We start from the raw sequence: 26001 nt of genomic DNA, 5'->3' as shown, positions 1-26001 counted from the left end.
CGGAGGGATTCATGATGTTGGAGGGATGGCGCTGGTACGGGCCCGATGATCCGGTCTCGCTCGACGACGTCAGGCAGGCCGGGGCGAGCGACATCGTCTCGGCGCTGCATCAGGTGCCGATCGGCGAGGCGTGGACGCGCAAGGCGGTCGAGGAGCGTAAGAACTTCATCGAGAACGGCCAGCCGGGCCGCTCGCAGCTGACATGGTCGGTGGTGGAATCGATTCCGATCCCCGACGACGTCAAGCGTCTCGGCGGCAAAGCGACCAAGTCGATCGAGGCCTGGATCGCGAGCCTGGAGGCGGTCGCGAGCGCCGGCATCAGGATCATCTGCTACAACTTCATGCCGGTCGTCGACTGGTGCCGCACCGATCTCGAATGGGAGCTGCCGAACGGCGCCCGCGCCATGCGCTTCGACCAGGACCGCTTTGCCGCCTTCGAGCTGCATATCCTGAAGCGTCCGGCCGCGGTTCAGGAGTATTCGCCGGAGCAGCAGGCTCGCGCAAAAGCGCTGTTCGAGAAGATGAGCCAGGCCGATATCGACTATCTCGTCATGGTGATCGCCAGCGCGCTGCCGGGCTCGACCACCGAGCCGATGACCATCCCGCAATTCCGGGACCGGCTGGAAACCTATCGCGACATCACGCCGAAGATCCTGCGGCAGCACCTCGCCGAATTCCTGGCGCGCGTGACGCCGGTCGCCGAGCAGCTCGGGGTGTCGCTGACCTTGCATCCGGACGATCCGCCGCGCCCGCTGTTCGGCCTGCCGCGCATCGCCTCGTCAGCCGACGACTATCAGGCGCTGTTCGACGCCGTGCCGTCCAAGGCCAACGGCATCTGCCTGTGCACGGGCTCGCTCGGCGTGCGCGCGGAGAACAATCTGCCTGAAATGGCCGAACGGTTCGGCCCGCGCATCGCCTTTGCGCATCTGCGCGCGACCAAGCGCGAGGCGGACGGGCTGTCGTTCCACGAGTCCGATCATCTCGACGGCGATGTCGACATGGTCGCGGTGCTGAAGGCGCTGCTGAAGGAGAACGCGAAGCGCGCGCCGGACAAGAGGATCGTGTTCCGTCCCGACCACGGCCACCGCATGCTTGACGATCTCGCCGCCACCAAGCGCACCAACCCCGGCTACACCGCCATCGGCCGCCTGCGCGGCCTCGCCGAGCTGCGCGGTGCGATCCGCGCGATCGAGCATCGGTAGGGGGGCTCTGAAGGCCGTGTGCCCCGGACGCAGCGCAGCGCTCCTTCAGCGGTGCCCTGCAGATCCGGGACACGAGACAATGTGACGCGATCGCCGCCCGCTTGCTGCTTCAGCCCTTCGCCCCCAGCCAGGCCAAAATCATCTCGACGATCTGCGTCCGGCTCTTCGCCAAGACCTTCGGCTCGCTCAGGTCCCGATCGAACAGCGCGCCGAACGTGTGGCGGTTGGCGACGCGGAAGAAGCAATAGGAGGAGATGGCGAGATGCAGATCGATGGCATCGACGTCGTCGCGGAAGACGCCTTCCGCGCGGCCGCGCTTCAAAATGCCGTCGAGGGTTGCGATCACGCTGGCATTGAGCTGGCGCAGCTGCAAATTCTGCTTCAGGTGCTTGCCGTGGTGGATGTTCTCGATTGAGACGAGGCGGATGAAGTTCGGGTTGCGCTCGTCGTGGTCGAAGGTCGCTTCGATCAGCCGGCGCAGTCCCTCGCGTGCGTCGCAGCTCGCAATGTCGAGCTGGTCCTCCAGCGCGCGGATGCTGCGATAAGCCTCTTCGAGCACCGCGAGGTAGAGCTGCTCCTTGCCGCCGAAATAATAGTAGATCATGCGCTTGGAGGTGCGCGTCCGCGCCGCGATCGCATCGACGCGCGCGCCGGAATAGCCTTCCGAGGCGAATTCGGCCATCGCCACTTCGAGGATGTCGCGCTTGGTGCGCTCGGGGTCGTTGGTGCGCTTCGATGGGGGCGGCATGCGCTCGAGCATTGCTGTTACTCCCGCCAGTTTCCACGGATCACCTTGAAGGTGAAGGCAAATTTGGCGCCTTCCGGCGATGATCCAACGCGTATTGCATAAACGTACTAGTTCGTACATTATGACGTCAAACCAAGGCTGCGGCAACCAGAACAGAAAACGCGCGTAAGGCGGCCCGCCTGACGCGAACCGCACCGGCCACATGGGGAGGAGATTCGAATGACGTTGACGTCAACCGCGCCGCTGCGCGCGTCACCCGGCGCGGAAGCCGCGCAAGACAAGCTGCCCAAGCGCGCCGCGCTGGTCAGCTTCGTCGGCAGCATGCTCGAATACTACGACTTCTTCATCTACGGCACCGCCGCAGCGCTGATCTTTCCAAAAGTGTTCTTCGCCAATGTCGATCCCTCGACGGCGACGCTGCTCGCGCTGCTGTCCTTCGGCATCGGCTACATCGCCCGGCCGGTCGGCGCCGTCATCCTCGGCCATTTCGGCGATCGCATCGGCCGCAAGACGGTGCTGCTGTTCACGCTGGTGCTGATGGGCGGCTCGACGCTCGCGATCGGCCTGCTGCCGGATGCCAAGGCGATCGGCAATGCCGCGCCTGTCATCCTGACGCTTCTGCGCCTGCTGCAAGGCCTGTCGGCCGCCGGCGAGCAGAGCGGGGCGAACTCGCTGACGCTGGAGCATTCCGCCAATTCCAACCGTGCCTTCTTCACCAGCTGGACCTTGAGCGGCACCCAGGCCGGCGCGATCCTGGCAACGCTGGTGTTCATCCCGGTGTCGAGCCTGCCGGAAGACCAGCTCCTGAGCTGGGGCTGGCGCATTCCCTTCCTGCTCTCCGCGCTGGTGCTGCTGGTTGCCTATCTGGTGCGGCGGACCATGCCCGAAACGCCCGTGTTCGAGGACATCAAGGACAAGGCGCAAGTGGCGCGCTTCCCCGTCGTCACGCTGCTGCGCGACTACTGGCCCGATGTGCTGCGCGTGATCGTCTGCGCACTGATCGCCACCGTCAGCACCATGACCGCCGTGTTCGCGCTCGGCTATGTCACCTCCAAGTTCGGCGTGGCGCGTCCGACCATGTTGTGGGCCGGCGTGCTCGGCAACGTCACCGCGCTGATCACCCAGCCGCTGTGGGCCTTGCTGGCGGACAAGATCGGCCGCAAGCCGGTGTTCATCGGCGGCGTGCTCGGCTGCGCGGTGCTCGTGTTCCCCTATTTCATGCTGGTGACGTCAGGCAATACGCTGACGATCTTCGCCGCGGCGATGATCCTCTCGGGCATCGTCTATGCCGCACCCAACGCGATCTGGCCGTCCTTCTATGCCGAGATGTTCGAGGCGCGCGTGCGCTATTCCGGCACCGCGATCGGCACCCAGCTCGGCTTCCTCGCCGCCGGCTTCACGCCGCTGGTGAGCGCGAGCCTGGTCGGCGAGGGACCGAATGGCTGGATTCCGGTCGCGATCTTCGTTGCCTGTTGCTGCGTGATCTCGGCGGCGGCCGCGGCGACCGCGCGCGAAACCCACACCGTCGACATCGCCGATCTCGGCAAGCGGCGTGCTTGAGCGACGGGCAGGGTGACAATCGCATGTTGACCAATGCAGTTTCGACCACGAGCGGGCCCGTCACGGGCCTCGTGCAGAACGGCATGCGCGTCTTCAAGGGCGTGCCTTATGCGACGGCGCGCCGCTTCGCGAAGGCGGTGCCGCCGGCTGGCTGGACGGCGCCGCTGAGCTGCACGGATTTCGGTCCGTACGCGCCGCAACCCGGTCATCTCGATCATGCCATTGAGGAGGCCTGTCTCAGCCTGAACGTCTGGACGCCGGCAGGGGCCGATCGTCCGCTGCCGGTGCTGTTCTTCGTCCATGGCGGCGCCTTCGTCACCGGCGGCGGTGCGGACTATGACGGCGCCTTCCTCGCCGCGAACGGCCCGGCGGTGATCGTCACCATCAACTACCGGCTTGGCCCGCTCGGATTCCTGCAGCTGCATCGTCACGGCCTTCACGAGGCCAACAACCTCGCGCTCCAGGATACGCTCGCCGCGCTTCATTGGGTGCGCGCCAATATCGCGAATTTCGGCGGCGATCCTGACGCAATCACATTGTCCGGCCAGTCGGCTGGCGCCTCCATGGTGATCGCACTGGCGACCTTGCCGCAGGCGAGGGGAAAATTCATCCGCGCGCTCGCGCTCAGCGCGCCCGGGCGAACCATCATGCGCGCCGATCATGCCGACGACGTCGCGCGCCGCGTGCTCGACGAGCTCGAACTGGCGCGCGACCCGGGCGCGATCGGGTCGGTGCCACTGCCAAGACTGTTCGCTGCGGTGGAGCGGGTCGGCCGCAGGCTGGCGGACGAGACCGAGCAAGGCACGTTGTTCGGGCCGGTGCTCGACGGCGTCGTGATCCTGCGCGAGCCGCGCGATGTCTTCGCCAGTGGGGCCTTGCGGGACATTCCGCTCTGGCTCGGCTCCTGCCGCGACGAGATGGTGATGTTCCTGAAAAGTACGCCGCCGGCCGCGATGATCCGCACCACCGAGCGGCAGCTGCGGGCTTCATTCGGCGATACCGGCTGGGAGCGCCTGTTGTCCTCATATCGTGCCACCGCGCGCGCCGATGAGGATCCGTACGAGGCGCTGTTGTCGGATGCGTTCTGGCATCGCCCGATGGCCGATCTCGCGCGGCTGCAGGCCGGGGCGGGCGGCGCAGTCTGGCTCAGCCGGTTCGATCACCGACCGGCGCTGGAGCCGTTCCTGTCGCAAGGCCCGACCCACGGTGCCGACAACGCCTGTCTCTGGGCGCATCTGCCTGATTTCGTCGATCGCCCGATCCTGAGACGCAAGGGCGGCCCGATGATGCCTGACGACGTCGAGGTCGCGGCGCGGTTTCAGGCCGATGTGCCGCGCTTCGTCACGACCGGCGTGCCCGACGCCGCGGAGGCCTGGCCGCGGTTCACGTCAGCCAACGAGCCGCTCGCGATTTTCGGACAGCCGTTCCATGTCGTCTCCCTCAAAGACGAGGCGCGGTCGCGGCTATGGACGGAGCTGCTGGCGCAATCCGGCGTGCCCAAGGCGCGAGGCGTCGCCTAAATCACCCGATGGCGAAATCGGCCGCCGTCTCCGCGTGAATGGCCGTGGTGTCGAACGTCTCGACCGAGGTATCATCGGGCCCGACCAGCATCGTGATCTCGGTGCAGCCGAGGATGATGCAGTCCGCACCGCCGGCGACGAGCGCTGCCATCACGTCCCGGTAGCGGCGACGCGAGGGGTCAGTGACGATCCCGAGGCACAGCTCGTCATAGATGATGTGGTTGACGTCGGCGCGCGCCTCGGTGGGAGGAACCAGCACGTCGAGATCATGCGCGCGCAACCGGTCGACGTAAAAGTCCTCCTCCATCGTGAACTTGGTGCCGAGCAGCCCGACCCGCCGGTAGCCTTTCGCCCGGATCCGCTGCGCCGTCGCATCGCCGATGTGAATGAACGGAATGCTGACGCCAGAGACGATCTCGGGCGCCAGCTTGTGCATCGTGTTCGTGCACAGCACGATCGCCCGCGCGCCGGCGCTTTCGAGACGCCGCGCGACCTCGGCGAGGCTGGCCGCCGCCTCCGCCCAGCGGCCCGCATATTGCATCTGCTTGATCTCCTCGAAATCGTAGGAGTACAGCAGCAGCGGGGCCGAATGCAGCTTGCCCATGCGTCGGCGGACGCGCTCGTTGATCAGCTTGTAATAGAGCGCCGTGCTCTCCCAGCTCATGCCGCCGATCAAACCGATGGTCCGCATTCCGGTGTCCTTGTTTGAGTTCGGCCGGATCGTAGACGAAAACGTCGCGGCTCGGTAGCCGCCGCAAGTGCATGCGGTCTGGGGCAGCGCACGCGTGCCTGTGTCGGCCTCTGTCAAGCGCAACGTCTAAAAATATTCCACTTTACCGAAATTCGGTTTCGGCGTATGTGTCGTCCATCCTGATCGGCGAAAGGGGCGGTCGTACGTCGTTTCGAACCGCGGATCGGGGAGCGGTGGACGCAGGCGGCGTCGTGCACGACAGGCGGGAGCAGGGCGGGCTCAACCCCGTGAGGTCCTGGCCGCGTGCGGACGAGCGGCGCTGAAGCGTACGGCCAAATCGCGTGGTCCTGGCTGTCGTTGCTACAGTCAAGCCTTGCGGAGGTGCGCCGAGCCCAACCGGGCAAGGCGCGCCGTCAATCCGCGAGACGAGGGAGGCCAAAGGAAAGGTCGGCTCCCGGGAGAGCGCGCCATACGCCGTCAAACATCGCGCAGGGAAGGCCGGACGTTTCCGGCTTTACCTGTCATCCGTTGTGCATTGCGTGTGCATTTTCATCGCACGACGGACAAGCGGGTGCCAGCCGGCGCCCGGCCTTCCCTGCGCCCTTTCATTGAGGGCGTGACGAGAAGCGCAAGACTCGGGCGCAAGGCGCTGCGAGAAGGCGAAGGCGCGTCTGCAAGCGAGATGGAGAAGAGCGATGCTGTTGCGTCATACTCCGTCATTGCGAGCAGGCTGTCGTGCAGGGGGCACGGACCGGCATGACGCCTGCGCAGGCTATGATCGCCTTTGGCGCTTGCGCGCTCTGTCGGCGTGTCTTACCCAGTTCGGCGAATAATGGCGTATCGCCAGAGCCTTGAGGGAGCCGACATGACCATCCGCAACACCCGCACCGGCGGCCAGATCCTGATCGATCAGCTCGTCGCGCAAGGCGTCGACCGCGTCACCTGCGTGCCCGGTGAGAGCTACCTGGCGGCCCTCGATGCGCTGCATGACAGCCCGATTGACGTCGTGATCTGCCGCGCCGAAGGCGGCGCTGCCATGATGGCGGAAGCCTATGGCAAGCTCACCGGACGGCCCGGAATCTGCTTCGTCACCCGCGGCCCCGGCGCCACCAATGCCAGCCACGGCGTCCATATCGCCATGCAGGATTCGACGCCGATGATCCTGTTCGTCGGCCAGGTCGACACCGGCATGCGCGAGCGTGAGGCGTTCCAGGAGCTCGACTACAAGGCCGTGTTCGGCTCCATGGCGAAATGGGCGGTCGAGATCGACCGTCCCGACCGCATTCCGGAGCTCGTGGCGCGCGCCTTCCGCGTCGCCATGCAGGGCCGCCCCGGTCCCGTGGTGATCGCGCTGCCGGAGAACATGCTGACCGAGACTGCCGCCGTTGCCGATGCCATGCGCATTGAGCCGGCGGTGAGCTGGCCCGCCCCGGCCGATCTCGAAAAGCTCGGCGCCATGCTCGCGGGCGCCAAGGCGCCGCTGGTCATCCTCGGCGGCTCGCGCTGGACCGACGAGGCGACCAAGAGCATCGCGCGCTTTGCCGAGCGCTTCGACCTGCCGGTCGCGACCTCGTTCCGCCGGGCCTCGCTGATCGATGCCGATCATTCGCATTATGCCGGCGATCTCGGCATCGGACCGAGCCCGGGTCTGAAGGCGCGCATCGACAACGCCGACGTCGTCCTGCTGATCGGCGGCCGCATGTCTGAGATGCCGTCCTCGTCCTACACACTGTTCGACATTCCCAATCCGAAGCAGAAGCTGGTTCACGTACATCCCGGCTCCGAGGAGCTCGGCCGCGTCTATCAGCCTGATCTGGCGATCCAGGCAACGCCCGCCGCGTTCGCTGCCGCCGTCGAGACGCTGAAGCCCGCGGGCGCAATTGCCTGGAAGGGCGAGGCCGCCAAGGCGCATGCCGATTACCTCGCCTGGACCGACAAGGCGCGCGAGCTGCCCGGCACGTTCCAGTACGGCCAAGTCATGACCTGGCTGCGCGACCGGCTGCCGAAGGACGCCATCGTCTGCAATGGCGCCGGCAATTATGCCGGATGGATCCATCGCCATCACCGCTTCCACAGCTTTGCGGCGCAGCTGGCGCCGACCTCGGGCTCGATGGGCTATGGCGTGCCGGCGGCGGTGCTTGCGAAACGGCAATATCCGGATCGGATCGTCGTCGCCTTCGCCGGCGACGGCTGCTTCCTGATGAACGGCCAAGAGTTCGCCACCGCCGTGCAGTACGATGCGCCGCTGATCGTCATCGTCGTCGACAATGCGCAATACGGCACCATCCGCATGCACCAGGAGCGCGATTATCCCGGCCGCGTCGTCGGCACCCAGCTCAAGAATCCCGACTTTGCGATGTATGCGAAGGCGTTCGGCGGACATGGCGAGCGCGTCGAGCGCACGGAAGAGTTCGCGCCGGCGTTCGAGCGCGCGCTGGCCTCGGGCAAGCCGTCGATCCTCCACTGCATCATCGATCCCAGGGCTATCTCCGTCGGCAAGGACTTTACGCCGGCGGTGAAGGCCTAAAGCGATGGCGGCCGGTCGCCATGTCGCCATCATCGGTGCTGGCGCGGTCGGTGTGATCAGCGCCATCGAGGCGCTGCGCGAGGGCCACCGCGTCACGCTGATCGATCCGGGCGAGCCCGGCGGCGAGCAGGCGGCAAGCTATGGCAATGCCGGCTGGCTGTCTTCGCATTCGGTGATCCCGCCGGCCGAGCCGGGCATCTGGAAGAAGGTGCCGGGCTATTTGATGGACCCGCTAGGACCGCTCGCGATCCGCTGGTCGTATCTGCCGAAGGCGCTGCCTTGGCTGATCAAATATCTGCTCTCGGGCTGGACCCCGGCGCGGGTCGAGACCACGGCGTTTGCGCTACGCGATCTCCTCAAGGACGCGCCGCTGCTGCACCGGAAGCTCGCCGAAGAAGCTGGTGTTCCCGAGCTGATCGAGCGCAATGGCGTCATGCATGTGTTTCCCTCGCGCGGCAATTTCGACAATGATCTCGGCTGGCGCCTGCGCCGGAAGGTCGGCGTCGAATGGCTGGAGCTTTCCGCCGACGAGATTCGCCAGCGCGAGCCTGACCTGCATTCGCGCTACACCTTTGGCGTGGTGGTGGAAGAGGCCGGCCGCTGCCGCGATCCCGGCGCTTATGTCGCAGCCCTCGCCAATCATGCGATCGCTGGCGGAGCCAAGCATGTACGGGCCAAGGCGACCGGCTTGAGGCTGGACGGCGACAAGCTCGTCGCCGTTGTCACCGAGACCGGCGAGATACCTTGCGATGCCGCGGTGGTTGCCGCCGGTGCGCGATCGAAGCAGCTCACCGCCTCCGTCGGCGATGTCCTGCCGCTGGAGACCGAGCGCGGCTATCACGTCATGATCGAGAATCCGGAAACAGGTCCGCGCAGCTCGATGATGGCGTCTGACGCCAAGATGGTGGTGAACCGGACCAACAAGGGCCTGCGCGCCGCCGGCACCGTCGAGATCGCGGGCCTCGAGGCCGCACCGAACTGGAAGCGCGCGGAGATCCTGCGCGATCATCTTCTCGGCATGTTCCCGAAACTGCCGAAGGACATTCCGGCTTCGCGCATCAAGATGTGGTTCGGCCATCGGCCGAGCATGCCGGACGGGCGCCCCTGTATCGGCCATGCGCGCGCCTCGCGTGATATCGTCTATGCTTTCGGCCATGGCCATGTCGGCCTGGTCGGCTCGGCCCGTACCGGCCGCCTTGTCGCGCAGCTCCTCAGCGGCAAGCCGCCCGAAATTCCGCTTCTCCCTTTCGCGCCCGAACGTTTCCTCTGAGGTCGCAACATGACTTATCCTGCCAACTCGTCATCCCGGATTGCCCGTGGCGGCAAGGCCATCTATGGCGCGCCGCTCGGCATCTTGATGTTGGAAGCGCGCTTTCCCCGCATTCCCGGCGACATGGGCAACGGCACGACCTGGCCGTTCCCCGTGCTCTATCGCGTGGTGAGCGGCGCCTCGCCCGAGAAGGTGGTGCTGAAGGGCGCGGCCGGCCTGCTGCCTGACTTCATCGACGCGGCGAAGGATCTGGTGCGGCTGGGCGCCGAAGCCATCACCACCAATTGCGGCTTCCTCTCACTGTTCCAGAAGGAGATCGCGGCCGCGGTCGGCGTGCCCGTTGCGACCTCGTCGCTGATGCAGGTGCCGTGGGTGCAGGCGACCCTGCCGCCGGGCAAGCGCGTCGGTCTCGTCACGGTCTCGGGCTCGACCCTGACGCCGGCCCATCTCGAAGGCGCCGGCGTGCCGCTCGATACGCCGCTGGTCGGCACCGAGAACGGCAAGGAGTTCTTTCGCGTCCTGATCAAGGCCGAGAAGGACGACATGGACATCGCACAGGCCGAGCGCGACGTGGTCGAGGCCGGCAAGCAGCTCGTCGCCAAGAATCCTGACGTCGGCGCCATCGTGCTCGAATGCACCAACATGCCGCCTTACGCGGCGGCGCTTCAGGCCGAGGTCGGGTTGCCCGTCTACGACATCTATTCCATGATCACCTGGTTTCATGCTGGACTGCGCCCGCGCGTTTTTGCGTGAGCGCGTCCGCGACATCGTCACAAGTCCTGGAGTGAGCCCATGAAACTATCCGGCAAGGTTGCCGCCATCACCGGCGCGGCGCGCGGCATCGGCAAGGCCTGTGCGAAGAGATTTTTGGACGACGGCGTCAAGGTCGTCATCTCCGACGTCGATGCCCAGGGTCTTGCCGCGACGGCCGCCGAGTTGGGCCGCCCGGACGCCCTGCGCACCGTTGTCGGCAACGTGGCCAAGCGTGCCGATGTCGATCAGCTCGTCGCCACCGCCGTGAAGGAATTCGGCCGGCTCGACATCATGGTCAACAATGCGGGCGTCGCCCGCAACCGGGACATCCTCGACATCACCGAAGAGGAGTTCGACGAGATTATCGGTATCAACCTGAAGGGCGCGTTCTTCGGCGTGCAGGCGGCAGCGAGGCAGATGATCGCGCAAGGTGGCGGCGGCGTCATCATCAACATGTCCTCGGTGAACGCGTTGCTGGCGATCCCGGCGCTGGCGACCTATGCGATGTCCAAGGGCGGCATGAAGCAGCTGACCTCGGTCGCCGCCGTCGCGCTCGCCCCGCACAACATCCGGGTCGTGGCGGTCGGGCCGGGCACGATCCTGACCGACATGGTGGCCTCATCGATCTACACCTCCGAGGAGGCCCGCAAGACCGTGATGTCCCGCACGCCTGCGGGGCGCGGCGGCGAGCCGAGCGAGGTGGCCTCCGTCGTCGCGTTCCTCGCGAGTGACGATGCGTCCTACATCACGGGACAGACGATCTATCCGGACGGTGGGCGGTTGATCCTGAACTACACCGTGCCGGTGAAGGAGAAGTAGAGGCACTCACTCCGCGGCAGCGGTGATCCCGTAACCCAGCCGCTTCGAGATGCCGCCGGCGCAATCGCGCAGGGCATGGGCGATCGGGCTGTCCCAGCGCGCATCGAAGGTGCCTTCCGGCCCCATCGCGGTGATGACCAGTGCGACGTGACCGGAATGGTCGAACACGGGGGCCGAGAACGCGTTGACGCCGGGCAGGGGATCGCCGAGCGCGCGGGCGAGGCCGTGCTTGCGCACCTCGGTCAACATCTCCGCGACCTTGGCGCCCTTCACCGCGCGCTTGGGATTGTAACCGACGCCGTGACGGTCGAGGCCGCTCTCGAGCGCAGCGTTGATCGTCTTCTCCGGCAGGAAGGCCGCAAACGCCCGGCCGGTCGCGGTCTCCAGCAGTGCCATCACCGAGCCGGCGCGCATGACGATGTGGACCGGCTGGGCCGGCTCCTCGAGCTGGACCACGGTCGGGCCGTGCGTGCCCCATACGGCGAGGGACACCGCATGTCCGATCTGGCTCGCGAGCGCGGCGATCTTCGGCCTTGCGATGTGCACGCCGGAGAGCCGGCGCAGGCTGATCAGTCCGAGCTCCAGCGCCAGCGCGCCGATCTCGTAGCGGCCGGTGGTCTCGTCCTGCTCGATCAGGCCGATGCGCGAGAAGCTGGCAAGATAAGGGTGCGCCTTGGCGGGCGTCATGCCGGCCTCGCGCGCGAGATCGCGCAGCATCATCGGCTCGCCGCTGCGGGCGAGCGCGCGGAGCAGTTCTCCGCCGACCTCGATGGACTGGATGCCGCGGCTTTCTCTCTTCATGCGCCTCCGATGCGCTTGGCTCTAAGCCGCGTCGCGCTTGGCGGCGCTGTCGGCGAGATGGCGGCCGGCAATGTAGCCGAAGGTCAGCGCCGGCCCAAGCGTGATGCCGGCGCCGGGATAATTGCCGCCCATGATGCTCGCCATGTCGTTGCCGGCGGCATAGAGCCCGGGAATCACCCGTCCCTCGGCATCGAGCGCCCGCGCATTCGCGTCGGTGACGATGCCGGCATAGGTGCCGAGGTCGCCGACCACCATCTTGATGGCATAGAACGGCCCGTTCTCGATTGGCGCGACGCAGGGATTGGGCCCGTGCATGGCATCGCCCTGGTAGCGATTATAGGCCTTCGAACCCTTGCCGAAGGCGGCGTCATGGCCTTGCGGGGCGGTCGCATTGAACTGCCTGACCGTCTCGGCGAATGCCCTGGCATCGATGCCGGTCTTCGCCGCCAGCGCCTCCAGCGTATCGCCGCGCATGAGATAGCCGGTCTCGAGGTGATGACCCAGCGGCATCGGGAAGGGCGGCACGCAGCCGAGGCCATATTTGCGCAGCGTCTTGTGATCGCAGACGAGATAGGCCGCGATCTCCTCGCCGGGCTTGGCCGCCTTGATCATGGCCTGGACGAAGTCGTGATAGGAGTTGCCCTCATTGGCAAAGCGCTTGCCGTCGCGCATCACCGCGATGACGCCGGGCTTGGCGCGGTCGATGAAATGTGGCATCACGCCCTTCGAGCCGTCCTTGCGCGTCGTCAGCGACACCGGCACCCAGGCTGCCGCGTTGGGCAGGCGGTCCTCGACATGCCCGCCGGCGCGCTCCGCAAGACGCAGGCCGTCACCGGTGTTGCCGGTGGGCCCCGGCGAATAATGCTCGTTCCCGGTCGGCGCGTGCGGAAACATCTTTTTGCGGCGCTCGACGTCGTGCGGAAAACCGCCGCAGGCGAGTACGACGCCGTGTCGCGCGCGAACGCGGACTTCACGTCCCTCGCGCGACACGATGGCGCCGGTGACCGCGCCGTTCTCGACCGTCAGCTCGCGCACGGGCGAGGACAGCCACATCGGAATCTTCAGGTCGAGCGCGGATTTGGCGAGGCGCCCCGCGAGCGCATTGCCGTTGGTCAGCGTCATGCCGCGGCCATAGCGCAGCACGTCCATGAGGTGTCGCGACAGGCGTTTGGCGACGTAGACCGCGGAGGTCAGCGACTTCGTCACGCGCATGAAGTGGATGATCTCCTTGCCGCTTCCGAGCATCATGCCGAACACGGTGAGCTCGGGCAGCGGCATGCCCAGCGACTTGATGAGGTCGCCGAGCTCGCGGCCGTCGAACGGACGCGTCACCATGGAGCGGCCGCCCTGTGCGCCGCCCGGCGCCTCCGCGTGATAGTCGGGAAACACCAGCGGCATGTCGAAGCGCAGCGCCGTCTTGGTGGTGAAGAAATCGACCGCCTCGGGGCCGGCCGTGAGAAATGCATCGACGCGTTCCGCATCGTAATTGTTGCCGGCTTCGTGCCGCAAATAAGTGCGGGCCTGCTCTGGCGATTCCGCGATGCCATAGGCCTTCGCCAGCGAGGTGCCGGGAATCCAGAGCCAGCCTCCGGAGCGGGCGGTGGTGCCGCCGAAGCGCGGCTCCTTCTCGACGATCAAGACGTCGAGGCCGCGGGAGCGGGCGGTGATCGCGGCCGACATGCCGGAGCAGCCCGATCCGGCCACGAGCACATCGCACTCGTAGGTTTCGCTTGCGCTATGCTCGGTGCCGGTCATCTGGACCTCACTTCTTCAGCAGCGGACATTTGGACTCGGAGACCGGGCGGAAGGCGTCCTCGCCCTTCACGGTCTTGACGATGTCCAGATAGTCCCACGGTTCCTTCGATTGCTCGGGCGATTTCACCTTGGCGAGATACATGTCGCGGATGACGCGGCCGTCCTCGCGCAACTTGCCGCCGTGGACGAAGATATCCTCGATCGGCAGCTCGCGCATCTTGGCCATCACCTTGGCAAGATCGTCGGTGCCGGCGGCCTTGATGCCTTTCAGGTAATGCAGGACCGAGCCATAGACGCCGGTATGGATCATGGTCGGCATCACCTTGGTGCGCTCATAGAACTTCTTGGACCAGGCGCGCGTCGCCTCGTCCATGTTCCAGTACGACGCCGTCGTCATATAGGTGCCTTGCGCGGCTTTGAGGCCGACCGCGTGCACGTCGGTGTCGAACATCAGGAGGCCAACCAGCTTCTGGCCGCCCTGCACGAGGCCGAACTCACCGGATTGCTTGATCGCGTTGTCGGTGTCCTGGCCGGCATTGGCGAAGGCGACGACGTCGGCTTTCGAGCTCTGCGCCTGCAGCGCAAAGGACGAGAAGTCCGCCGTGTTGGTCGGATGCTTGACGCCGCCGAGCACCTTGCCGCCCATCTCATTGATGAAGCGCGTGGCGTCCTTCTCGAGCTGCTGGCCGAAGGCGTAGTCGGCGGTGATGAAGTACCAGGACTTGCCGCCTTCCTTGATCACGGCGGAGGCCGTCACCTTAGACAGCGCATAGGTGTCGTAGGTGAAATGCACAGTGTTGGGGCTGCACAGCTCGTCGGTCAGCGAGCTCGCGCCGGGGCCGGAGAGCAGCGCGATCTTGTTACGCTCGCGCACCATGTTGTGCACGGCGATTGCGATGCCGGAATTGGGGATGTCGACGACGGCATCGACCTTGCCGTTGTCGAACCAGCCGCGCACGATCTGCACGCCGACATCGGTCTTCATCTGGTGGTCGGCGCTGATGATCTCGATCGGCTTGCCGAGCACGGTCGGCCCGAATTCCTCCACCGCCATCTTTGCCGCCTCGACCGAGCCCGGCCCCGAATTGTCACGGCCCCAGCTCGACAGATCCGTCAGCACGCCGATCCGCACCGCGTCGTCGGAGACTTGTGCGGTGGCGGCTGTGGTCATGGCAGCCGATGTCATGGCCGCGAGCAAGGCGCAGGCCAGAAGCCCTCTCATGGTTGTTTCCTCTCTCTTATTGGCCGCATGGCGCGGCGGGCTGGTCCTAGAAAAGTTAGATATAAGCGAATTAGTTTGTCAATGGCGAATATCTCTGGGTCTTATTGGGCTCAAAAAATTTTTGAACCGCCCCTTGAAAGCTATTTCCGATTTTCTAAGTCGTTTTTCGCCGCGAGAGCGGTGTGCCGGACGCCAGATCGGGTCCGGTGCGGGCGCCGGGCCGGCTTCGGACCTCGTCTGGGATCCTGTCCTGCGCTCCTTCGTATCCATCTTGCTCTCAGGAGGACTTGGTTATGAGGACCAGTTTCGACTTCGCGCCCCTGTGGCGTTCCACCATCGGCTTCGATCACCTGGCCGACCTCGTCGACAGCACGCTGCGCCAGGCGACTGAGGACAATTATCCCCCTTACAACATCGAACGCTCCGGCGAGGACCATTACCGGATCAGCCTCGCGGTGGCGGGTTTCGGCGCCAGCGACGTCACGGTGACGGCCGAACAGAACGCGCTGACGATCGAGGGCAGGAAACCCGAGACCGCCGCGCGGGAATATCTGTACCAGGGCATCGCTGCGCGGCCGTTCCGGCGCGTGTTCAACCTTGCCGACTATGTCCAGGTGAAGCAGGCCTCGTTCCAGGACGGGCTGCTGATCATCGACCTCGTCCGCGAGGTTCCGGAAGCCATGAAGCCCCGCCGGATTCCGATCACGGGTGCCGCGCCTGCGGCCTCGCAGATCGAGCAGAAGAAAGCGGCTTAAGCTCTCGCTGTTGCGACCAACAGCATCAAGCGGGACGGCGGCGATTGTCGCCGCCGTCTCGTCGTCAACAAGCACGTCCCTTGGAAAGGAGCATGAGGGGAGGTTCAGAAATGACCAACGTGAATAGCAATGCCGGGACTCTCAATCCGCTGTTTTGCCCTGCAGCCCATTACGATTCGCCTGACGATGTCCTGAATGCTGAGGAGCTCTCTCCGCCGGAGAAGCGGATCATCCTGTCGTCCTGGGCATCCGACATGTACGCGGTCGAATCCTGTCCCGGCTTACGCGAGATCCCCGGGATGAGCCACACGGTCCGGCTCGCCGATATCCTGGCTTGTTTGCGCAAGCTCGACGGCGACAACGACAATGACGATCCGCCGCGCGGCGGCGGCGTGCCGATGCGGCTGCGGCGGCCCTGGGCCGCCGCTGAGGGGCATCATCCATGATGCTCACGCAGACTGTTCTGGGACTGGTGTTGCTCGGCCCGGTTTCGGCGGTCTTCGCCGCTCCGTTCCTCGCCATGCAAGGCTGGATCGCCGCGTCACGCGACGGCGAATGAGCCACCCCGTTCTCCGATATCCATACAAGGCGGCAGGAAAAAAGATGAACGCTGTGCGTCCGCTTTTGCTGGCGATGCTGATGCTGACGCTCACGGCGTCACAGCCTGCTGCCGGCCAAATCCCCGACATGAAGACCGGCGGCTCGGTGCCGACCCTGGCGCCCCTGGTGCGCCGGGTGACACCCGCCGTGGTCAACATCTCCGTGCACGGCCGCGTGCGCGAGGACAACCCGCTCTATCGCGATCCCTTGTTTCGCGAGTTCTTCGACGTTCCCCGGCAGATTGAAAAGGAGGTCAACGCGACCGGCTCCGGGGTGATCGTCGATGCCGAGCGCGGCTACGTGCTGACCAACAATCACGTGGTCGAAGGCACGTCTGCCGTTCAGATCACGACCAAGGATGGTCGGCAGTTCTCCGCCAAGGTGGTCGGACGCGATCCGCCGACCGACGTTGCCGTGCTCCAGATCCAGAACCCCACGGGCCTCAAGGCGCTGCCCTTCGGCGACAGCGATGCGCTCGACGTCGGCGATTTCGTGCTCGCGATCGGCAATCCCTTCGGGCTCGGGCAGACCGTGACATCGGGCCTCGTCAGCGCGCTCGGCCGCACCGGCCTCGGCAAGCAGGGCTATGAGGATTTCATCCAGACCGATGCTGCGATCAATCCAGGCAATTCCGGCGGGGCGCTGGTCAGCCTGCGCGGCGAACTGGTCGGCATCAACTCGGCGATCATCTCGCCCGCCGGCGGCAATGTCGGCATCGGCTTTGCCATTCCGGTCAACATGGCGCGCAAGGTGATGGAGCAGATCGTCGCGAGTGGCCGCGTCGAGCGCGGTCGCATCGGTGTCTCTCTGAAAGACCTGCATCCGTCGGTCAACAAGGGACTGACCCAGGGCGCCGTGATCGCCGAGATCTCTGCAGACTCGCCCGCCGAGAGGGCCGGCCTGCGCAAGGGTGACGTCGTGACCGCTGCCGACGAGCGTCCGATCCGCACCGCCGCACAACTCCGCAATACGATTGGCCTGGCACGTGTCGGCGAGGAGGTGAGGCTCAATCTGCTGCGCAATGGCACTCCGCTCACCGCGACCGTGCGGGTGGCACCGGCGAACCAATCAAGCAGTGCGCTCGCAGGCCCCAATCGCCTCGTTCGCTAGAGCATGACGGGGTGAGGCTCAATTGCCGCGATGACGGAGGTGCGCTCCCTCCCGCTCGCCAGGGAGGGTTGGGGAGGGGGCCTCCGCCTCCCCCGCAAGCGGCAGAGGCGGAGCAAGTTAGGCGGCGCGGTAATCCGGCTCGTCCTGCAGGTCGCGGATCAGCCGACGTTCGCGCTCGATGCGCTGCTGATAAAGCTCGCGCTCATGCTCGGTCTTGGCGCTCGCGAGCAGAAGCTCGTAATGGCCGATCACCTTTTCGCTGCCCCGAATGAGCAGCGCCCGCTGACTGTTCATTGCGCCACCCCCATCACCTCGGCCGGCACCCCGGGTGCGCGGAAGCCAACAGGGAAGGTCGCCGCGGTCAGCGCATCGAGCGCCGACTTCTCTTCCGCGAGGCGCCGCTCTATGAAATTGCGCTCCAGCCGCGACAACCTTGTTTTCAGCAGCCGCCGATAGCGGTGAATATTGTTGCGGTGCGCGCGTATACGGGCCAAATTCTCATCGAGCATCGTCGTCTCTCCAGACGGTCGCTTTGGATCCTTTGATTTTCGAGGGTGAGAAAAGTGCTTTCTCGACGAAAAAATATTCAGCGCGAAGCAGCTGTCAAGATGTTTGAAGCCCGCACCGCGGCGTTCCTGTTGCTGGCACGCTGAAGATCGACTATCAGCCGGAGCGGCGCGCCTGACGCGGCACAACGACAAGGAAGGGAGCCCCGAGATGAAACGGACCTCACCGACGCGACGCGATCTGCTTGCAACCGCCGCCGTCGCGACCGCGGCAACCATGGCCGACGTCGTTCCGGCCGCAGCGCAGGCAGGGCCCAAGCCGATCTTTCCGGTACCGATGGTGACCATTCCGATCGTCGGCGAGAAAGAGGTGTTCCAGGTCCGGCGCATCTACTGCATCGGGCGCAATTATGCGGCACACGCGATCGAGCGCGGCTCGGATCCGAACCGCGAGCCGCCGTTCTTCTTCCAGAAGCCGACCGACGCGATCCAGAACGTCGCGGTCGGCGAGGTCGCCGATCATCCCTATCCGTCGTTGACCAAGAACTATCATCACGAGGTCGAACTGGTCGCCGCGCTGAAATCCGGCGGCACCAATATCCCGGTCGATAAGGCGCTCGACCACGTCTATGGCTACGCGCTCGGCCTCGACATGACCCGGCGCGACCTTCAGAACGGCATGGCCGCGGAGAAGAAGCCCTGGGAGATCGGCAAGAGCTTCGACCACGCCGCGGTGCTCGGCCCGATTCACCCCGCCAGCAAGACCGGCCATTTCGAGAAGGGCGCGATCTCGCTGGCGGTCAACGGCACGGTCAAGCAGAACTCGGATCTCAGCAAGATGATCTGGAGCGTGGCCGAGCAGATCGCAAAGCTGTCGGAAGCGTTCGAGTTGAAAGCCGGCGACATCATCTATTCCGGCACGCCGGAGAATGTCGGCCCCGTCGTGAAGGGCGACGTGCTGCTGTGCAAGCTCGAAGGCTTGCCGGATATGTCGATCAAGATCGTCTAGCTGCTTTCGCCGTCCCTGTGGCGGTGCGATCGCGTTTGAGCGATTTGCGGCAACCTGGTCTCCACATCGTAATGGCCGGGCTCGTCCCGGCCATCCACGCCGTGCGCACCGGCGGGAGGAGTGCCACCGTCGCCCGACGCCCGGTTCCACCCGGCGATTGCCATTTGTTGGCCGGCAAGCGAACCTCGTGCGGCCATATTTGAGCAGGAGTGGTTTCCCGTAAGGGAGACGCTCCGATGATCAAAGCTCTGATCTCTGTTGTCGCAATGCTGGCCTGCGTGCCCGTGAGCGCGGTTGCGCAGGAGCGCGCGGGGGACGCGGCGCTCGGCGCGGTGTCGGGCGCGGTCGTGCTGGGACCGGTCGGTGCGGTCGCGGGCGCCTTGATCGGGTACACCGCGGGACCTTCGATCGCGCGATCGTGGGGCGTGAGAGGTTCGCGCTCGGCAGGACATCGGCCGCCGCCGCGTCGCGCGGCCGCGGCCAGGAACCAACCGCGCATGCGCCAAGCCATGGAAGCCAATGGCCAGATGAGAGCTGCCGCCAATCCGGCCCCGCCGCCGGTTCAAGCCGCGCCAGCCGTACCGGCGCAGAGTTCGACGCCGCCCGTTCAAGGTTTCGACTGAGACCGCAGCTTCAAGCCGGCGCCTTCGGCCGCAGCCGATCGACCGTGCGCGCGATCAGCGCGGCGACCTCGCCGACCCTGGGGCCAATGCGGAATTCCGGGCCGGCGACGACGACCGAGAGACGGCGGTCGCCGACCGGCAACGGGATCGCAGCGCCGGCGAGATCGCGGCTGTAATCGCCAAAGCTCTGGCAGTAACCGCGCGCGATCGAGTTGCGCAGCTCGGTCTCGACCGCCTCGATGCTGATCGGCGTCGACGGGCCGTATTGCTTGAACTCGATCTTGCGATAGACGGAGTCGCGCTCTTCCTGCGAATATTGCAGCAGCAACGAGCGGCCGCTGGCCGTTGCATGGATCGGCACGCGATGGCCGATGGTCGCGAAATAACGGATCGCGGCCTGGGATTCGACGACGTCGATGAACACGGCCATCACGCCGGCCGGCGCCACAATCGAGGCGGTCTCGCCGGTCTCGGCGGAGAGATCGGCGATCAGCTGATGCGTCCATTGCGGCAGCGGCTCGACCTCCGAGATCATCCGCGCCATCGCCAGCCAGCGCGGCGTCGGATAGAAGCCGGCGCGCGGCCGCGGCTCGTAGAGATAGCCCTTCTCCGACAGCGTCGTGAGCAGGTTGAAGGTCGACGAGCGCGGCCAGCCGAAATGATCGGCGATCTCCGCAAGCGTCGCCGGCTTCCTCGCCTGCGCGAAGAATTCCATGATCTCCAGGACGTTTGCGGCTTGGCGAACGATCATGGCGGGCTTTGCGTCCTGATCTAGAGCGTTTTCAAGCCCAGTTCCGATTCCATCGGAACTGGGCTCTAGGGCTGGCCGAGGATCTTCTTCGCCGCGCGAAGATGCGGCTTGTCGATCATCTGGCCGTCGAGCCGCAGCGTGCCGGAATTCGGATTGCTCGCGAACGCCGCGATCACCTTCTCCGCCCAGGACCGTTCGGCCTCGGTCGGCGCGAACGCCGCATTGACGACATCGACATGCTTGGGATGGATCAGGGCCTTGGCGGAAAAACCGTCGCGCCGCGCGGCGCGCGTTTCGGCTTCCAGGCCGGCGAGGTTGTCGATGTCGGTATAGACGGTGTCGATCGGCGCGACCTCGGCCGCGGCCGCGGCCATCAGGCAGAGATCGCGGGCGAGGCGATAGGGGCTGTGGAACACGCCACCCGAGGCTTTCTCGGTGGCGCCGAGCGAAGCCGAGAGGTCTTCCGCGCCCCACATCAGGCCGGCGAGGCGGGGGGAGCAGCCCTTGTAGCTGCCGAGGCCGAAGATCGAGCTGGCCGTCTCGGTCGCGACGCAGATGATACGCGTCGTGCCGACCGCGATGCCGGATGCCGCTTCCAGCGCTTCGAGCCAGGTTGCGACCTGCCGCACGTCGTCACCGCCTTGCGATTTCGGCAGCACGATGCCGTCGGGCTTGCCGGGCAGCACCGCGGCGAGATCGGCCAGCGTCATGCCGGTGTCGAGCGCGTTGACGCGGACATAGAGCTGGTGCGGGCCGGGGCGGCTCTTCAGCATCGAAAGCGTCAGGGTGCGCGCCTCCGGCTTCTTCTCGGCGACGACGGAATCCTCGAGGTCGATGATCAGCGCGTCGGCCTTGCCCTCGCTCGCCTTCTCGAATTTGCGCGGGGAGTCGCCCGGCACGAACAGCATCGAACGCATCAGACCGGCCTCTTGTGCATCATCGCCATGCGGCGGCATCTTCCGACGATCTCGTCGTTCTGGTTCAAGGCATGGTGCTCGAACTCGACGATGCCCGCTCTCGGGCGCGATTTGGATTCCCTCAACGAAAGCACCTTCGTCGTCGCCCGCAAGGTGTCGCCATGGAAGACCGGTTTTGGAAACGTGACGTCGGTCATGCCGAGATTGGCAACGGTGGTGCCCATGGTCGTATCATAGACCGTCATGCCGATCATGATGCCGAGGGTGTAAAGGCTGTTGAAAATGCGCTGCCCAAACTCGGTCTTTTCGGCGAAATGCGCGTCGATATGCAGCGGCTGCGGGTTGAGCGTCAGTAGGCTGAACATGGTGTTGTCCATCTCCGTGACGGTCCGGGTCAGCGGATGCCTGAACTCCTGGCCTACGGAAAAGTCTTCGAAATAAAGTCCGGCCATCGCGGTTTCCTCCCTGTGTCTCGATTTTTGCCGGCGCCCCCCCCCGCTTCTTACGGCGGCGGCGCCAGGTGAACTGCCTTCTGCTCTGCGAGTTGGTCGATCTCTTCAGTCGAGAAGCCGGCTTCATGCAGGATGTCGCGGCCGTGCTGGCCGAGCGTCGGCGCGGGGCCGGCTGGCTCCGGCTGGGTTGCGCTCCAGGTGGAGGGCACGCGCATCTGGCGGATGCGCCCCTCAACGGGGTGGTCCACCGTCTTGAAAAAGTCGACCGCATTGAGATGTGGATCGTCCAGGATGCTCTCCAGCGTGTGCATCGGCATCACCGGAATGTCGGCGCGCTCCAGCAGCTCTCGCCACTCCGCGGTGGTGCGCGTGGTGAAGATCTGGCCGATCTCCTCATAGATCTCGTCGATATGCTTCGTGCGCGCGGCGTGGTTGGCAAAGCGCGGCCGATCGAGGAAATGCGGCTGCCCGGTCGCCTCGAAGAAGCTGCGCCAGTGCTTGTCGTTGTAGACGAGGACGCAGAGATAGCCGTCGCTAGTCTTGTAGGGCCGGCGGTAGCGCGACAGCAGGCGGGGATAGCCGCCATGGTCGAGCGGCGGGTCATAGGTGAGGCCACCGAGATGATCGACCAGCACGAACTCCGCCATCGATTCGAACATCGGCACGTCGATGCGCTGGCCCACACCCGTGCGCTGCTGGTGCATTAGCCCGCCCATGATCGCATTGACCATCATCAGCCCGACGATGCGGTCGGCGATGGTGACGGGGACGTAGCGCGGCGTACCGTCGCCGGCGGCTGCCAGCAGTGTCGGGATGGTCGCCGCGCCCTGGATCAGATCGTCATAAGCGGGCTTTGCAGCGTAGGGACCGGACTGGCCGTAGCCGAACGCACCGACATAGACGAGCGCGGGGTTGACCGCGCGGAGGCTCTCGTAGTCGAGGCCGAGCCGCGCCATGGCTTGCGGGCGCACATTGTAGACCAGCGCATTGGCGCGCTTCGCCAGTCTTAGCAGCGCGTCGCGGCCTTCCTTCTTCTTGAGATCGAGCACGATGCTGCGCTTGCCGCGATTGGCATTGAGGAACATCCCGCCCATGCCGGGCGTGCGGCCGGGACCGATCTGGCGGACGATGTCGCCCTCGGGGCTTTCGACCTTGATGATGTCGGCCCCCATGTCGGCCAGCACCTGTGTGCCGTAAGGGCCCATCAACACCGAGGTCAGGTCGAGAATGGTGAAGCCGGCGAGCGGTCCCATGAGGCCTCGCGTGAGAGTTCATATACGTGGAGTTAGTGTTCAGAAAACGGGCATGTCAATTCGTGCGCTTCGCCAACAGCCGCATAGCCCCATGCTTAGTTCATATACTTGACATATAAATTCACATATATGTACAAACTTCTCAAGCAAGAAGTGAGGCCGAAGCGACCGGCAGCAAAATGGCTGCCGCCGTCGGCGTGAGGGCGCGTCAGGGAGAAAGCGAATGAAGAGGAATTGGGTCTGGGCGGCCGCCGCGTTGGCATTTTCACTGCCGGTCTCGACATTGCCGGCGCAGGCGCTGGAGCTGAAGGTCGCCGACAGCTTCCCCGCCGACCACTATCTCGTTCGTTTGATGCTCAAGCCCTGGATGGACGATGTCGCCAAGCGCACCAACGGCGCGGTGACGTTCACGCATTATCCGAACCAGCAGATCGGCAAGGCCACCGACATGCTGCGGCTGACGCAGTCCGGCGTGGTCGACATCGGCTACATCGGGCCGTCCTACGTCTCCGACAAGATGCCGCTGTCCGAGGTCGCGCAATTGCCGGGCGCCTTCCAGACCAGTTGCCAGGGCACGCTGGCCTATTGGAAAACGGCGCGGGAAGGCATCCTCGCCAAGCAGGAATATGCGCCCAACAAGATCAAGCTGCTGATGGCCGTGGTGCTGCCGCCCTATCAGGTGTGGACCGCCAAGGCGAAGGTTGAGACCATCAAGGACATGCAGGGGCTGAAGCTGCGCACCACCGGCGGTGCGCAGGATCTGACGGTCCGTACGCTCGGCGCGGTGCCGGTGCGCATGGCCGCGCCCGATGCCTATGAATCGCTGTCGCGCGGCACGATGGACGGGCTGCTGTTCCCGATGGACAGCGTCGTCGCCTATGGCCTCGACAAGCTCGTCAAATACGCGACCGACGGCGTCAGCTTCGGCAGCTTCATCGTTGCCTACTCGATCAATCAATCGGTCTGGGACAAGCTGCCCGACGATGTGAAGAAGGCGATGGACGCCGCGTCGGAAGCAATCACGCCGAAGGCCTGCGCCGACGTCGACAAGGAGCAGGACGCGACACGGCAGAAGATGAAGGACGAGGGGATCGGCTTCACCGCGCTCCCGGATGCCACGCGCGCGGAGATGAAAGAGAAGCTCAAGGGCGTCGCGCAGGAATGGGCAGCCGGGCTCGACAGCCGCGGCAAGCAGGCTTCCGCCGCGCTGAAGGAGTTCGAAGGTTTGCTCGCGGCGAGTGGCGCGAAGTAGCGCCGCAGGGGCGCTGCCTACAGGATCGAGCGGAAAGGGAGAGCGATGATCAAGCGGGCGACGGACGTGCTCGGCGTATTGGAGCGCGCGCTGACGGTGTTCGCCGCGGTCGCTCTGTTTGCGATCATGGCCTTGGTGGTGGCCGACGTGTTCATGCGCTACGTCATGAACAGCCCGTTCTCCTTCACCTACGACCTGATCGGGCTCTACCTTCTGGCCGCCGTGTTCTTCCTGACGTTGTCCGATACCTTGCGCGTGCATGCGCATGTCGGCGTGGACATCCTGCTCTCGCGCTTTCCCACCGGGGGCCGGAGGCTGTCGGAGATCGTCACCGCACTCACCGGCCTGTTCGTCTTCGCTCTGATCTGCAAGGTCGGGTTCGAGCGCGCGCTGGAGAATTACGAGCAGCACGACGTGCTGGCCGGCGCCATTGCCTGGCCGACCTGGATATCGGCCGCGCTGGTGCCGTTCGGCTGCGGCGTGCTGGTGCTGCGGCTGGCGCTGCAGCTCGTCGGCAATGTCCTCAGCCTCGTCTCGGGTCGTGATCTGTTTTCCCTGCCGCCTGTCAACGAGACCGGCGAAGCCCATTCCTTCGAATAACGGCGGCCGCGATGACAGTCATCCTCGTGCTTGGATTGCTTTTTGTCCTGCTGGCGATCGGAACGCCGGTCGGCTTCGCCATGGGATTCGCCGGCTCGGTCGGTCTGCTGATGGTCGGCGGCACCGGCACGCTGTTCGGCATTCTGCAGACGGCGCCGCTCTCGACAGTGTCGTCCTATGAATTGATCACCATCCCGATGTTCCTGCTGATGGCGGACCTCGTGCTGCTGTCCGGCGTGGCCGACGACATGTTCAAGACGGCCTCCGCGTGGGTTGGCCGGATCCCCGGCGGGCTCGGCATGGCGACCGCTCTGGCCGGGGCCGGCTTTGGGGCGATCTGCGGCACCTCGACGGCATCGGCGGCGACACTGTCGTCGACCAGTCTTCCGGCGATGATCCGCCAGGGCTATGAGCCGAAGATGGCGGCCGGCGTCGTCGCGATCTCCGGCACGCTGGCGATGTTGATCCCGCCCAGCGTGGCGCTCGTGATCTTCGGCCTGCTCGCAGAGGTCAATATCGGGCAGCTCCTGATCGGCGGCATCATTCCGGCGGCGCTCGTCACCGCCACCATCATGGCGACGATCTACTTCCTGGTCTGGCAGGATCCGTCGCGGGCTCCGCGCATCGAGCCCGTGTCCTGGCGCGAGCGGTTTTCGCTGCTGTGGCAGGTCGGGCCGATGGCGCTGCTGTTCTCGCTCGTCACCGGCACCATCTATCTCGGCGTGGCGACGCCGACGGAAGCCTCCGCACTTGGGGCTGCGGGTGCGCTGCTGCTGGCCATCGCCAAGGGGAGGGTGACGCCGGGATCGCTGTACAAGGCGCTGCTCAGCGCCTGCCACGGCACCTGCATGATCGTGACGATCCTCGTCGGCGCCTCGATCTTCGGCTATTTCTTCACGCTCACCCATGTGACGCAGGATCTCGTCGCCTGGATCGGTTCGTTGCAGACCTCGCGCTGGGTGATCATCACGCTGATCCTGTTCGGCTACATCGTGCTCGGCTCGTTCATGGACCAGATCGCGATCCTGGTGCTGACCGTGCCGATCGTGCTGCCCCTGATCAAGACGCTCGGCTTCGATCCGATCTGGTTCGGCGTCATCAAGATCGTCACCGCCGAGGTCGGCATGATCACGCCGCCCGTGGGCCTCAACTGCTTCATCGTCGCCCGCTACGCCAAGCGGCCGGTGGCGGAAGTGTTCCACGGCACCTTCCCGCATTTCATCGCGCATCTGATCGCGATCGCGATTTTGGTGGCGTTTCCGTCTATCATCCTCTGGCTGCCCTCGCAGATGGGGCGCTAGGAAC

The 26001-nt window shown here is 65.4% G+C and carries 26 protein-coding genes; 15 read left to right on the top strand and 11 right to left on the bottom strand.

All coding sequences use genetic code 11. The features are described 5' to 3' along the window. The first annotated feature begins 11 nt into the window (after nucleotides 1-11). Complete coding sequence (gene uxuA / locus ML401_RS29185; protein ID WP_212067426.1) at nucleotides 12-1202, top strand: mannonate dehydratase; 1191 nt, start codon at nucleotides 12-14, stop codon at nucleotides 1200-1202. A 109-nt stretch (nucleotides 1203-1311) separates the two neighbouring features. Here uxuA and ML401_RS29180 read toward each other — a convergent pair whose 3' ends face one another. Next, complete coding sequence (locus ML401_RS29180; protein WP_194404138.1) at nucleotides 1312-1962, bottom strand: TetR/AcrR family transcriptional regulator; 651 nt, start codon at nucleotides 1960-1962, stop codon at nucleotides 1312-1314. A 207-nt stretch (nucleotides 1963-2169) separates the two neighbouring features. Between ML401_RS29180 and ML401_RS29175 the strand changes: the two genes are divergently transcribed. Continuing rightward, nucleotides 2170-3510 carry an MFS transporter gene (locus tag ML401_RS29175; protein ID WP_259216748.1) on the top strand — a complete coding sequence of 447 codons (1341 nt, stop codon included), beginning with the start codon at nucleotides 2170-2172 and terminating at the stop codon, nucleotides 3508-3510. Between the two features lie 23 nt (nucleotides 3511-3533). Continuing rightward, nucleotides 3534-5030, top strand: coding sequence for a carboxylesterase/lipase family protein (locus ML401_RS29170; protein WP_285807749.1), 1497 nt, complete (start codon nucleotides 3534-3536; stop codon nucleotides 5028-5030). Nucleotide 5031: 1 nt separating this feature from the next. Here the strand turns inward: ML401_RS29170 and ML401_RS29165 are convergent, their stop codons facing one another. Then, nucleotides 5032-5721: an aspartate/glutamate racemase family protein gene (locus tag ML401_RS29165; RefSeq protein ID WP_285807748.1), complete on the bottom strand. Its 690-nt coding sequence runs from the start codon at nucleotides 5719-5721 to the stop codon at nucleotides 5032-5034. Between the two features lie 865 nt (nucleotides 5722-6586). Here ML401_RS29165 and ML401_RS29160 point away from each other — a divergent pair. Genes ML401_RS29160 through ML401_RS29145 form a run of 4 tightly spaced genes read left to right on the top strand, consistent with a single transcriptional unit; the run spans nucleotide 6587 to nucleotide 11090 of the window. Then, the gene (locus tag ML401_RS29160) at nucleotides 6587-8248 is read left to right on the top strand and encodes a thiamine pyrophosphate-binding protein (protein WP_212067277.1); all 1662 of its coding nucleotides are present in this window, start codon (nucleotides 6587-6589) and stop codon (nucleotides 8246-8248) included. A 4-nt stretch (nucleotides 8249-8252) separates the two neighbouring features. Further along, nucleotides 8253-9518, top strand: coding sequence for an FAD-binding oxidoreductase (locus ML401_RS29155; RefSeq protein WP_285807747.1), 1266 nt, complete (start codon nucleotides 8253-8255; stop codon nucleotides 9516-9518). A gap of 9 nt (nucleotides 9519-9527) precedes the next feature. Beyond that, on the top strand, nucleotides 9528-10271 hold the full coding sequence (locus ML401_RS29150) for an aspartate/glutamate racemase family protein (RefSeq protein ID WP_194404132.1): 744 nt from the start codon (nucleotides 9528-9530) through the stop codon (nucleotides 10269-10271). A 39-nt stretch (nucleotides 10272-10310) separates the two neighbouring features. Next, a complete protein-coding gene (locus tag ML401_RS29145; protein ID WP_285807746.1) occupies nucleotides 10311-11090 on the top strand; it encodes an SDR family NAD(P)-dependent oxidoreductase in 780 nt (259 codons plus the stop codon). Nucleotides 11091-11096: 6 nt separating this feature from the next. On the opposite strand, the gene ML401_RS29140 is transcribed toward ML401_RS29145, so the two are convergent. From ML401_RS29140 to ML401_RS29130, 3 genes are read right to left on the bottom strand one after another with little or no spacing between them, the layout of a single operon-like run. Further along, nucleotides 11097-11891, bottom strand: coding sequence for an IclR family transcriptional regulator (locus tag ML401_RS29140; RefSeq protein WP_212067274.1), 795 nt, complete (start codon nucleotides 11889-11891; stop codon nucleotides 11097-11099). 21 nt (nucleotides 11892-11912) lie between these two features. Beyond that, nucleotides 11913-13646, bottom strand: a complete 1734-nt coding sequence (locus tag ML401_RS29135; RefSeq protein WP_285807745.1) for an FAD-dependent oxidoreductase — start codon at nucleotides 13644-13646, stop codon at nucleotides 11913-11915. A 7-nt stretch (nucleotides 13647-13653) separates the two neighbouring features. Then, the gene (locus ML401_RS29130; protein ID WP_285807744.1) at nucleotides 13654-14868 is read right to left on the bottom strand and encodes an ABC transporter substrate-binding protein; all 1215 of its coding nucleotides are present in this window, start codon (nucleotides 14866-14868) and stop codon (nucleotides 13654-13656) included. A gap of 293 nt (nucleotides 14869-15161) precedes the next feature. Between ML401_RS29130 and ML401_RS29125 the strand changes: the two genes are divergently transcribed. From ML401_RS29125 to ML401_RS29115, 3 genes are all read left to right on the top strand, one after another. Next, entirely contained in the window at nucleotides 15162-15623 is a 462-nt protein-coding gene (locus tag ML401_RS29125; RefSeq protein WP_194404127.1) for an Hsp20 family protein, read from the top strand. 110 nt (nucleotides 15624-15733) lie between these two features. Continuing rightward, nucleotides 15734-16069 carry a hypothetical protein gene (locus tag ML401_RS29120; protein ID WP_259216760.1) on the top strand — a complete coding sequence of 112 codons (336 nt, stop codon included), beginning with the start codon at nucleotides 15734-15736 and terminating at the stop codon, nucleotides 16067-16069. A gap of 157 nt (nucleotides 16070-16226) precedes the next feature. Then, complete coding sequence (locus ML401_RS29115) at nucleotides 16227-17333, top strand: trypsin-like peptidase domain-containing protein (protein ID WP_259216761.1); 1107 nt, start codon at nucleotides 16227-16229, stop codon at nucleotides 17331-17333. A gap of 117 nt (nucleotides 17334-17450) precedes the next feature. On the opposite strand, the gene ML401_RS29110 is transcribed toward ML401_RS29115, so the two are convergent. Both ML401_RS29110 and ML401_RS29105 read right to left on the bottom strand, forming a co-directional pair. Continuing rightward, nucleotides 17451-17627: a hypothetical protein gene (locus ML401_RS29110; protein ID WP_194404124.1), complete on the bottom strand. Its 177-nt coding sequence runs from the start codon at nucleotides 17625-17627 to the stop codon at nucleotides 17451-17453. Next, the gene (locus ML401_RS29105; RefSeq protein WP_259216763.1) at nucleotides 17624-17842 is read right to left on the bottom strand and encodes a hypothetical protein; all 219 of its coding nucleotides are present in this window, start codon (nucleotides 17840-17842) and stop codon (nucleotides 17624-17626) included. The genes ML401_RS29110 and ML401_RS29105 overlap by 4 nt, the downstream gene beginning before the upstream one ends. Nucleotides 17843-18050: 208 nt before the next feature. On the opposite strand from ML401_RS29105, the gene ML401_RS29100 reads away from it, so the two are divergent. Together ML401_RS29100 and ML401_RS29095 are read left to right on the top strand one after the other, a co-directional pair. Further along, entirely contained in the window at nucleotides 18051-18848 is a 798-nt protein-coding gene (locus tag ML401_RS29100) for a fumarylacetoacetate hydrolase family protein (protein ID WP_194404123.1), read from the top strand. Between the two features lie 236 nt (nucleotides 18849-19084). After that, on the top strand, nucleotides 19085-19471 hold the full coding sequence (locus ML401_RS29095) for a hypothetical protein (RefSeq protein WP_285807743.1): 387 nt from the start codon (nucleotides 19085-19087) through the stop codon (nucleotides 19469-19471). A gap of 10 nt (nucleotides 19472-19481) precedes the next feature. On the opposite strand, the gene ML401_RS29090 is transcribed toward ML401_RS29095, so the two are convergent. From ML401_RS29090 to ML401_RS29075, 4 genes are all read right to left on the bottom strand, one after another. Continuing rightward, on the bottom strand, nucleotides 19482-20222 hold the full coding sequence (locus ML401_RS29090) for an IclR family transcriptional regulator (RefSeq protein WP_211416134.1): 741 nt from the start codon (nucleotides 20220-20222) through the stop codon (nucleotides 19482-19484). Between the two features lie 65 nt (nucleotides 20223-20287). After that, nucleotides 20288-21139 carry a CoA ester lyase gene (locus ML401_RS29085; RefSeq protein ID WP_285807742.1) on the bottom strand — a complete coding sequence of 284 codons (852 nt, stop codon included), beginning with the start codon at nucleotides 21137-21139 and terminating at the stop codon, nucleotides 20288-20290. Further along, complete coding sequence (locus ML401_RS29080) at nucleotides 21139-21591, bottom strand: MaoC family dehydratase (RefSeq protein WP_285807741.1); 453 nt, start codon at nucleotides 21589-21591, stop codon at nucleotides 21139-21141. The genes ML401_RS29085 and ML401_RS29080 overlap by 1 nt, the downstream gene beginning before the upstream one ends. Nucleotides 21592-21641: 50 nt before the next feature. After that, nucleotides 21642-22844 carry a CaiB/BaiF CoA-transferase family protein gene (locus ML401_RS29075; RefSeq protein ID WP_285807740.1) on the bottom strand — a complete coding sequence of 401 codons (1203 nt, stop codon included), beginning with the start codon at nucleotides 22842-22844 and terminating at the stop codon, nucleotides 21642-21644. A 223-nt stretch (nucleotides 22845-23067) separates the two neighbouring features. Between ML401_RS29075 and dctP the strand changes: the two genes are divergently transcribed. Genes dctP through ML401_RS29060 form a run of 3 tightly spaced genes read left to right on the top strand, consistent with a single transcriptional unit; the run spans nucleotide 23068 to nucleotide 25997 of the window. Continuing rightward, nucleotides 23068-24096 carry a TRAP transporter substrate-binding protein DctP gene (dctP, locus tag ML401_RS29070; protein WP_259216780.1) on the top strand — a complete coding sequence of 343 codons (1029 nt, stop codon included), beginning with the start codon at nucleotides 23068-23070 and terminating at the stop codon, nucleotides 24094-24096. A 45-nt stretch (nucleotides 24097-24141) separates the two neighbouring features. Beyond that, a complete protein-coding gene (locus ML401_RS29065) occupies nucleotides 24142-24696 on the top strand; it encodes a TRAP transporter small permease subunit (RefSeq protein ID WP_285807739.1) in 555 nt (184 codons plus the stop codon). A gap of 11 nt (nucleotides 24697-24707) precedes the next feature. After that, nucleotides 24708-25997: a TRAP transporter large permease gene (locus ML401_RS29060; RefSeq protein ID WP_211416140.1), complete on the top strand. Its 1290-nt coding sequence runs from the start codon at nucleotides 24708-24710 to the stop codon at nucleotides 25995-25997. Nucleotides 25998-26001: the final 4 nt, after the last annotated feature.

It is taken from the genome of Bradyrhizobium sp. 62B (assembly GCF_030272265.2).
GTDB lineage: Bacteria > Pseudomonadota > Alphaproteobacteria > Rhizobiales > Xanthobacteraceae > Bradyrhizobium.
The sequence above is the reverse complement of the archived record's forward strand: the minus strand, read 5'-3'. Positions and strand labels throughout refer to the sequence as shown.

Bases quoted from the DNA above. Each gene is read 5' to 3' on its own strand.
- uxuA (WP_212067426.1), top strand. From the start codon at position 12: ATGATGTTGGAGGGATGGCGCTGGTACGGGCCCGATGATCCGGTCTCG.
- ML401_RS29180 (WP_194404138.1), bottom strand. From the start codon at position 1,962: ATGCTCGAGCGCATGCCGCCCCCATCGAAGCGCACCAACGACCCCGAG.
- ML401_RS29175 (WP_259216748.1), top strand. From the start codon at position 2,170: ATGACGTTGACGTCAACCGCGCCGCTGCGCGCGTCACCCGGCGCGGAA.
- ML401_RS29170 (WP_285807749.1), top strand. From the start codon at position 3,534: ATGTTGACCAATGCAGTTTCGACCACGAGCGGGCCCGTCACGGGCCTC.
- ML401_RS29165 (WP_285807748.1), bottom strand. From the start codon at position 5,721: ATGCGGACCATCGGTTTGATCGGCGGCATGAGCTGGGAGAGCACGGCG.
- ML401_RS29160 (WP_212067277.1), top strand. From the start codon at position 6,587: ATGACCATCCGCAACACCCGCACCGGCGGCCAGATCCTGATCGATCAG.
- ML401_RS29155 (WP_285807747.1), top strand. From the start codon at position 8,253: ATGGCGGCCGGTCGCCATGTCGCCATCATCGGTGCTGGCGCGGTCGGT.
- ML401_RS29150 (WP_194404132.1), top strand. From the start codon at position 9,528: ATGACTTATCCTGCCAACTCGTCATCCCGGATTGCCCGTGGCGGCAAG.
- ML401_RS29145 (WP_285807746.1), top strand. From the start codon at position 10,311: ATGAAACTATCCGGCAAGGTTGCCGCCATCACCGGCGCGGCGCGCGGC.
- ML401_RS29140 (WP_212067274.1), bottom strand. From the start codon at position 11,891: ATGAAGAGAGAAAGCCGCGGCATCCAGTCCATCGAGGTCGGCGGAGAA.
- ML401_RS29135 (WP_285807745.1), bottom strand. From the start codon at position 13,646: ATGACCGGCACCGAGCATAGCGCAAGCGAAACCTACGAGTGCGATGTG.
- ML401_RS29130 (WP_285807744.1), bottom strand. From the start codon at position 14,868: ATGAGAGGGCTTCTGGCCTGCGCCTTGCTCGCGGCCATGACATCGGCT.
- ML401_RS29125 (WP_194404127.1), top strand. From the start codon at position 15,162: ATGAGGACCAGTTTCGACTTCGCGCCCCTGTGGCGTTCCACCATCGGC.
- ML401_RS29120 (WP_259216760.1), top strand. From the start codon at position 15,734: ATGACCAACGTGAATAGCAATGCCGGGACTCTCAATCCGCTGTTTTGC.
- ML401_RS29115 (WP_259216761.1), top strand. From the start codon at position 16,227: ATGAACGCTGTGCGTCCGCTTTTGCTGGCGATGCTGATGCTGACGCTC.
- ML401_RS29110 (WP_194404124.1), bottom strand. From the start codon at position 17,627: ATGAACAGTCAGCGGGCGCTGCTCATTCGGGGCAGCGAAAAGGTGATC.
- ML401_RS29105 (WP_259216763.1), bottom strand. From the start codon at position 17,842: ATGCTCGATGAGAATTTGGCCCGTATACGCGCGCACCGCAACAATATT.
- ML401_RS29100 (WP_194404123.1), top strand. From the start codon at position 18,051: ATGAAACGGACCTCACCGACGCGACGCGATCTGCTTGCAACCGCCGCC.
- ML401_RS29095 (WP_285807743.1), top strand. From the start codon at position 19,085: ATGATCAAAGCTCTGATCTCTGTTGTCGCAATGCTGGCCTGCGTGCCC.
- ML401_RS29090 (WP_211416134.1), bottom strand. From the start codon at position 20,222: ATGATCGTTCGCCAAGCCGCAAACGTCCTGGAGATCATGGAATTCTTC.
- ML401_RS29085 (WP_285807742.1), bottom strand. From the start codon at position 21,139: ATGCGTTCGATGCTGTTCGTGCCGGGCGACTCCCCGCGCAAATTCGAG.
- ML401_RS29080 (WP_285807741.1), bottom strand. From the start codon at position 21,591: ATGGCCGGACTTTATTTCGAAGACTTTTCCGTAGGCCAGGAGTTCAGG.
- ML401_RS29075 (WP_285807740.1), bottom strand. From the start codon at position 22,844: ATGGGACCGCTCGCCGGCTTCACCATTCTCGACCTGACCTCGGTGTTG.
- dctP (WP_259216780.1), top strand. From the start codon at position 23,068: ATGAAGAGGAATTGGGTCTGGGCGGCCGCCGCGTTGGCATTTTCACTG.
- ML401_RS29065 (WP_285807739.1), top strand. From the start codon at position 24,142: ATGATCAAGCGGGCGACGGACGTGCTCGGCGTATTGGAGCGCGCGCTG.
- ML401_RS29060 (WP_211416140.1), top strand. From the start codon at position 24,708: ATGACAGTCATCCTCGTGCTTGGATTGCTTTTTGTCCTGCTGGCGATC.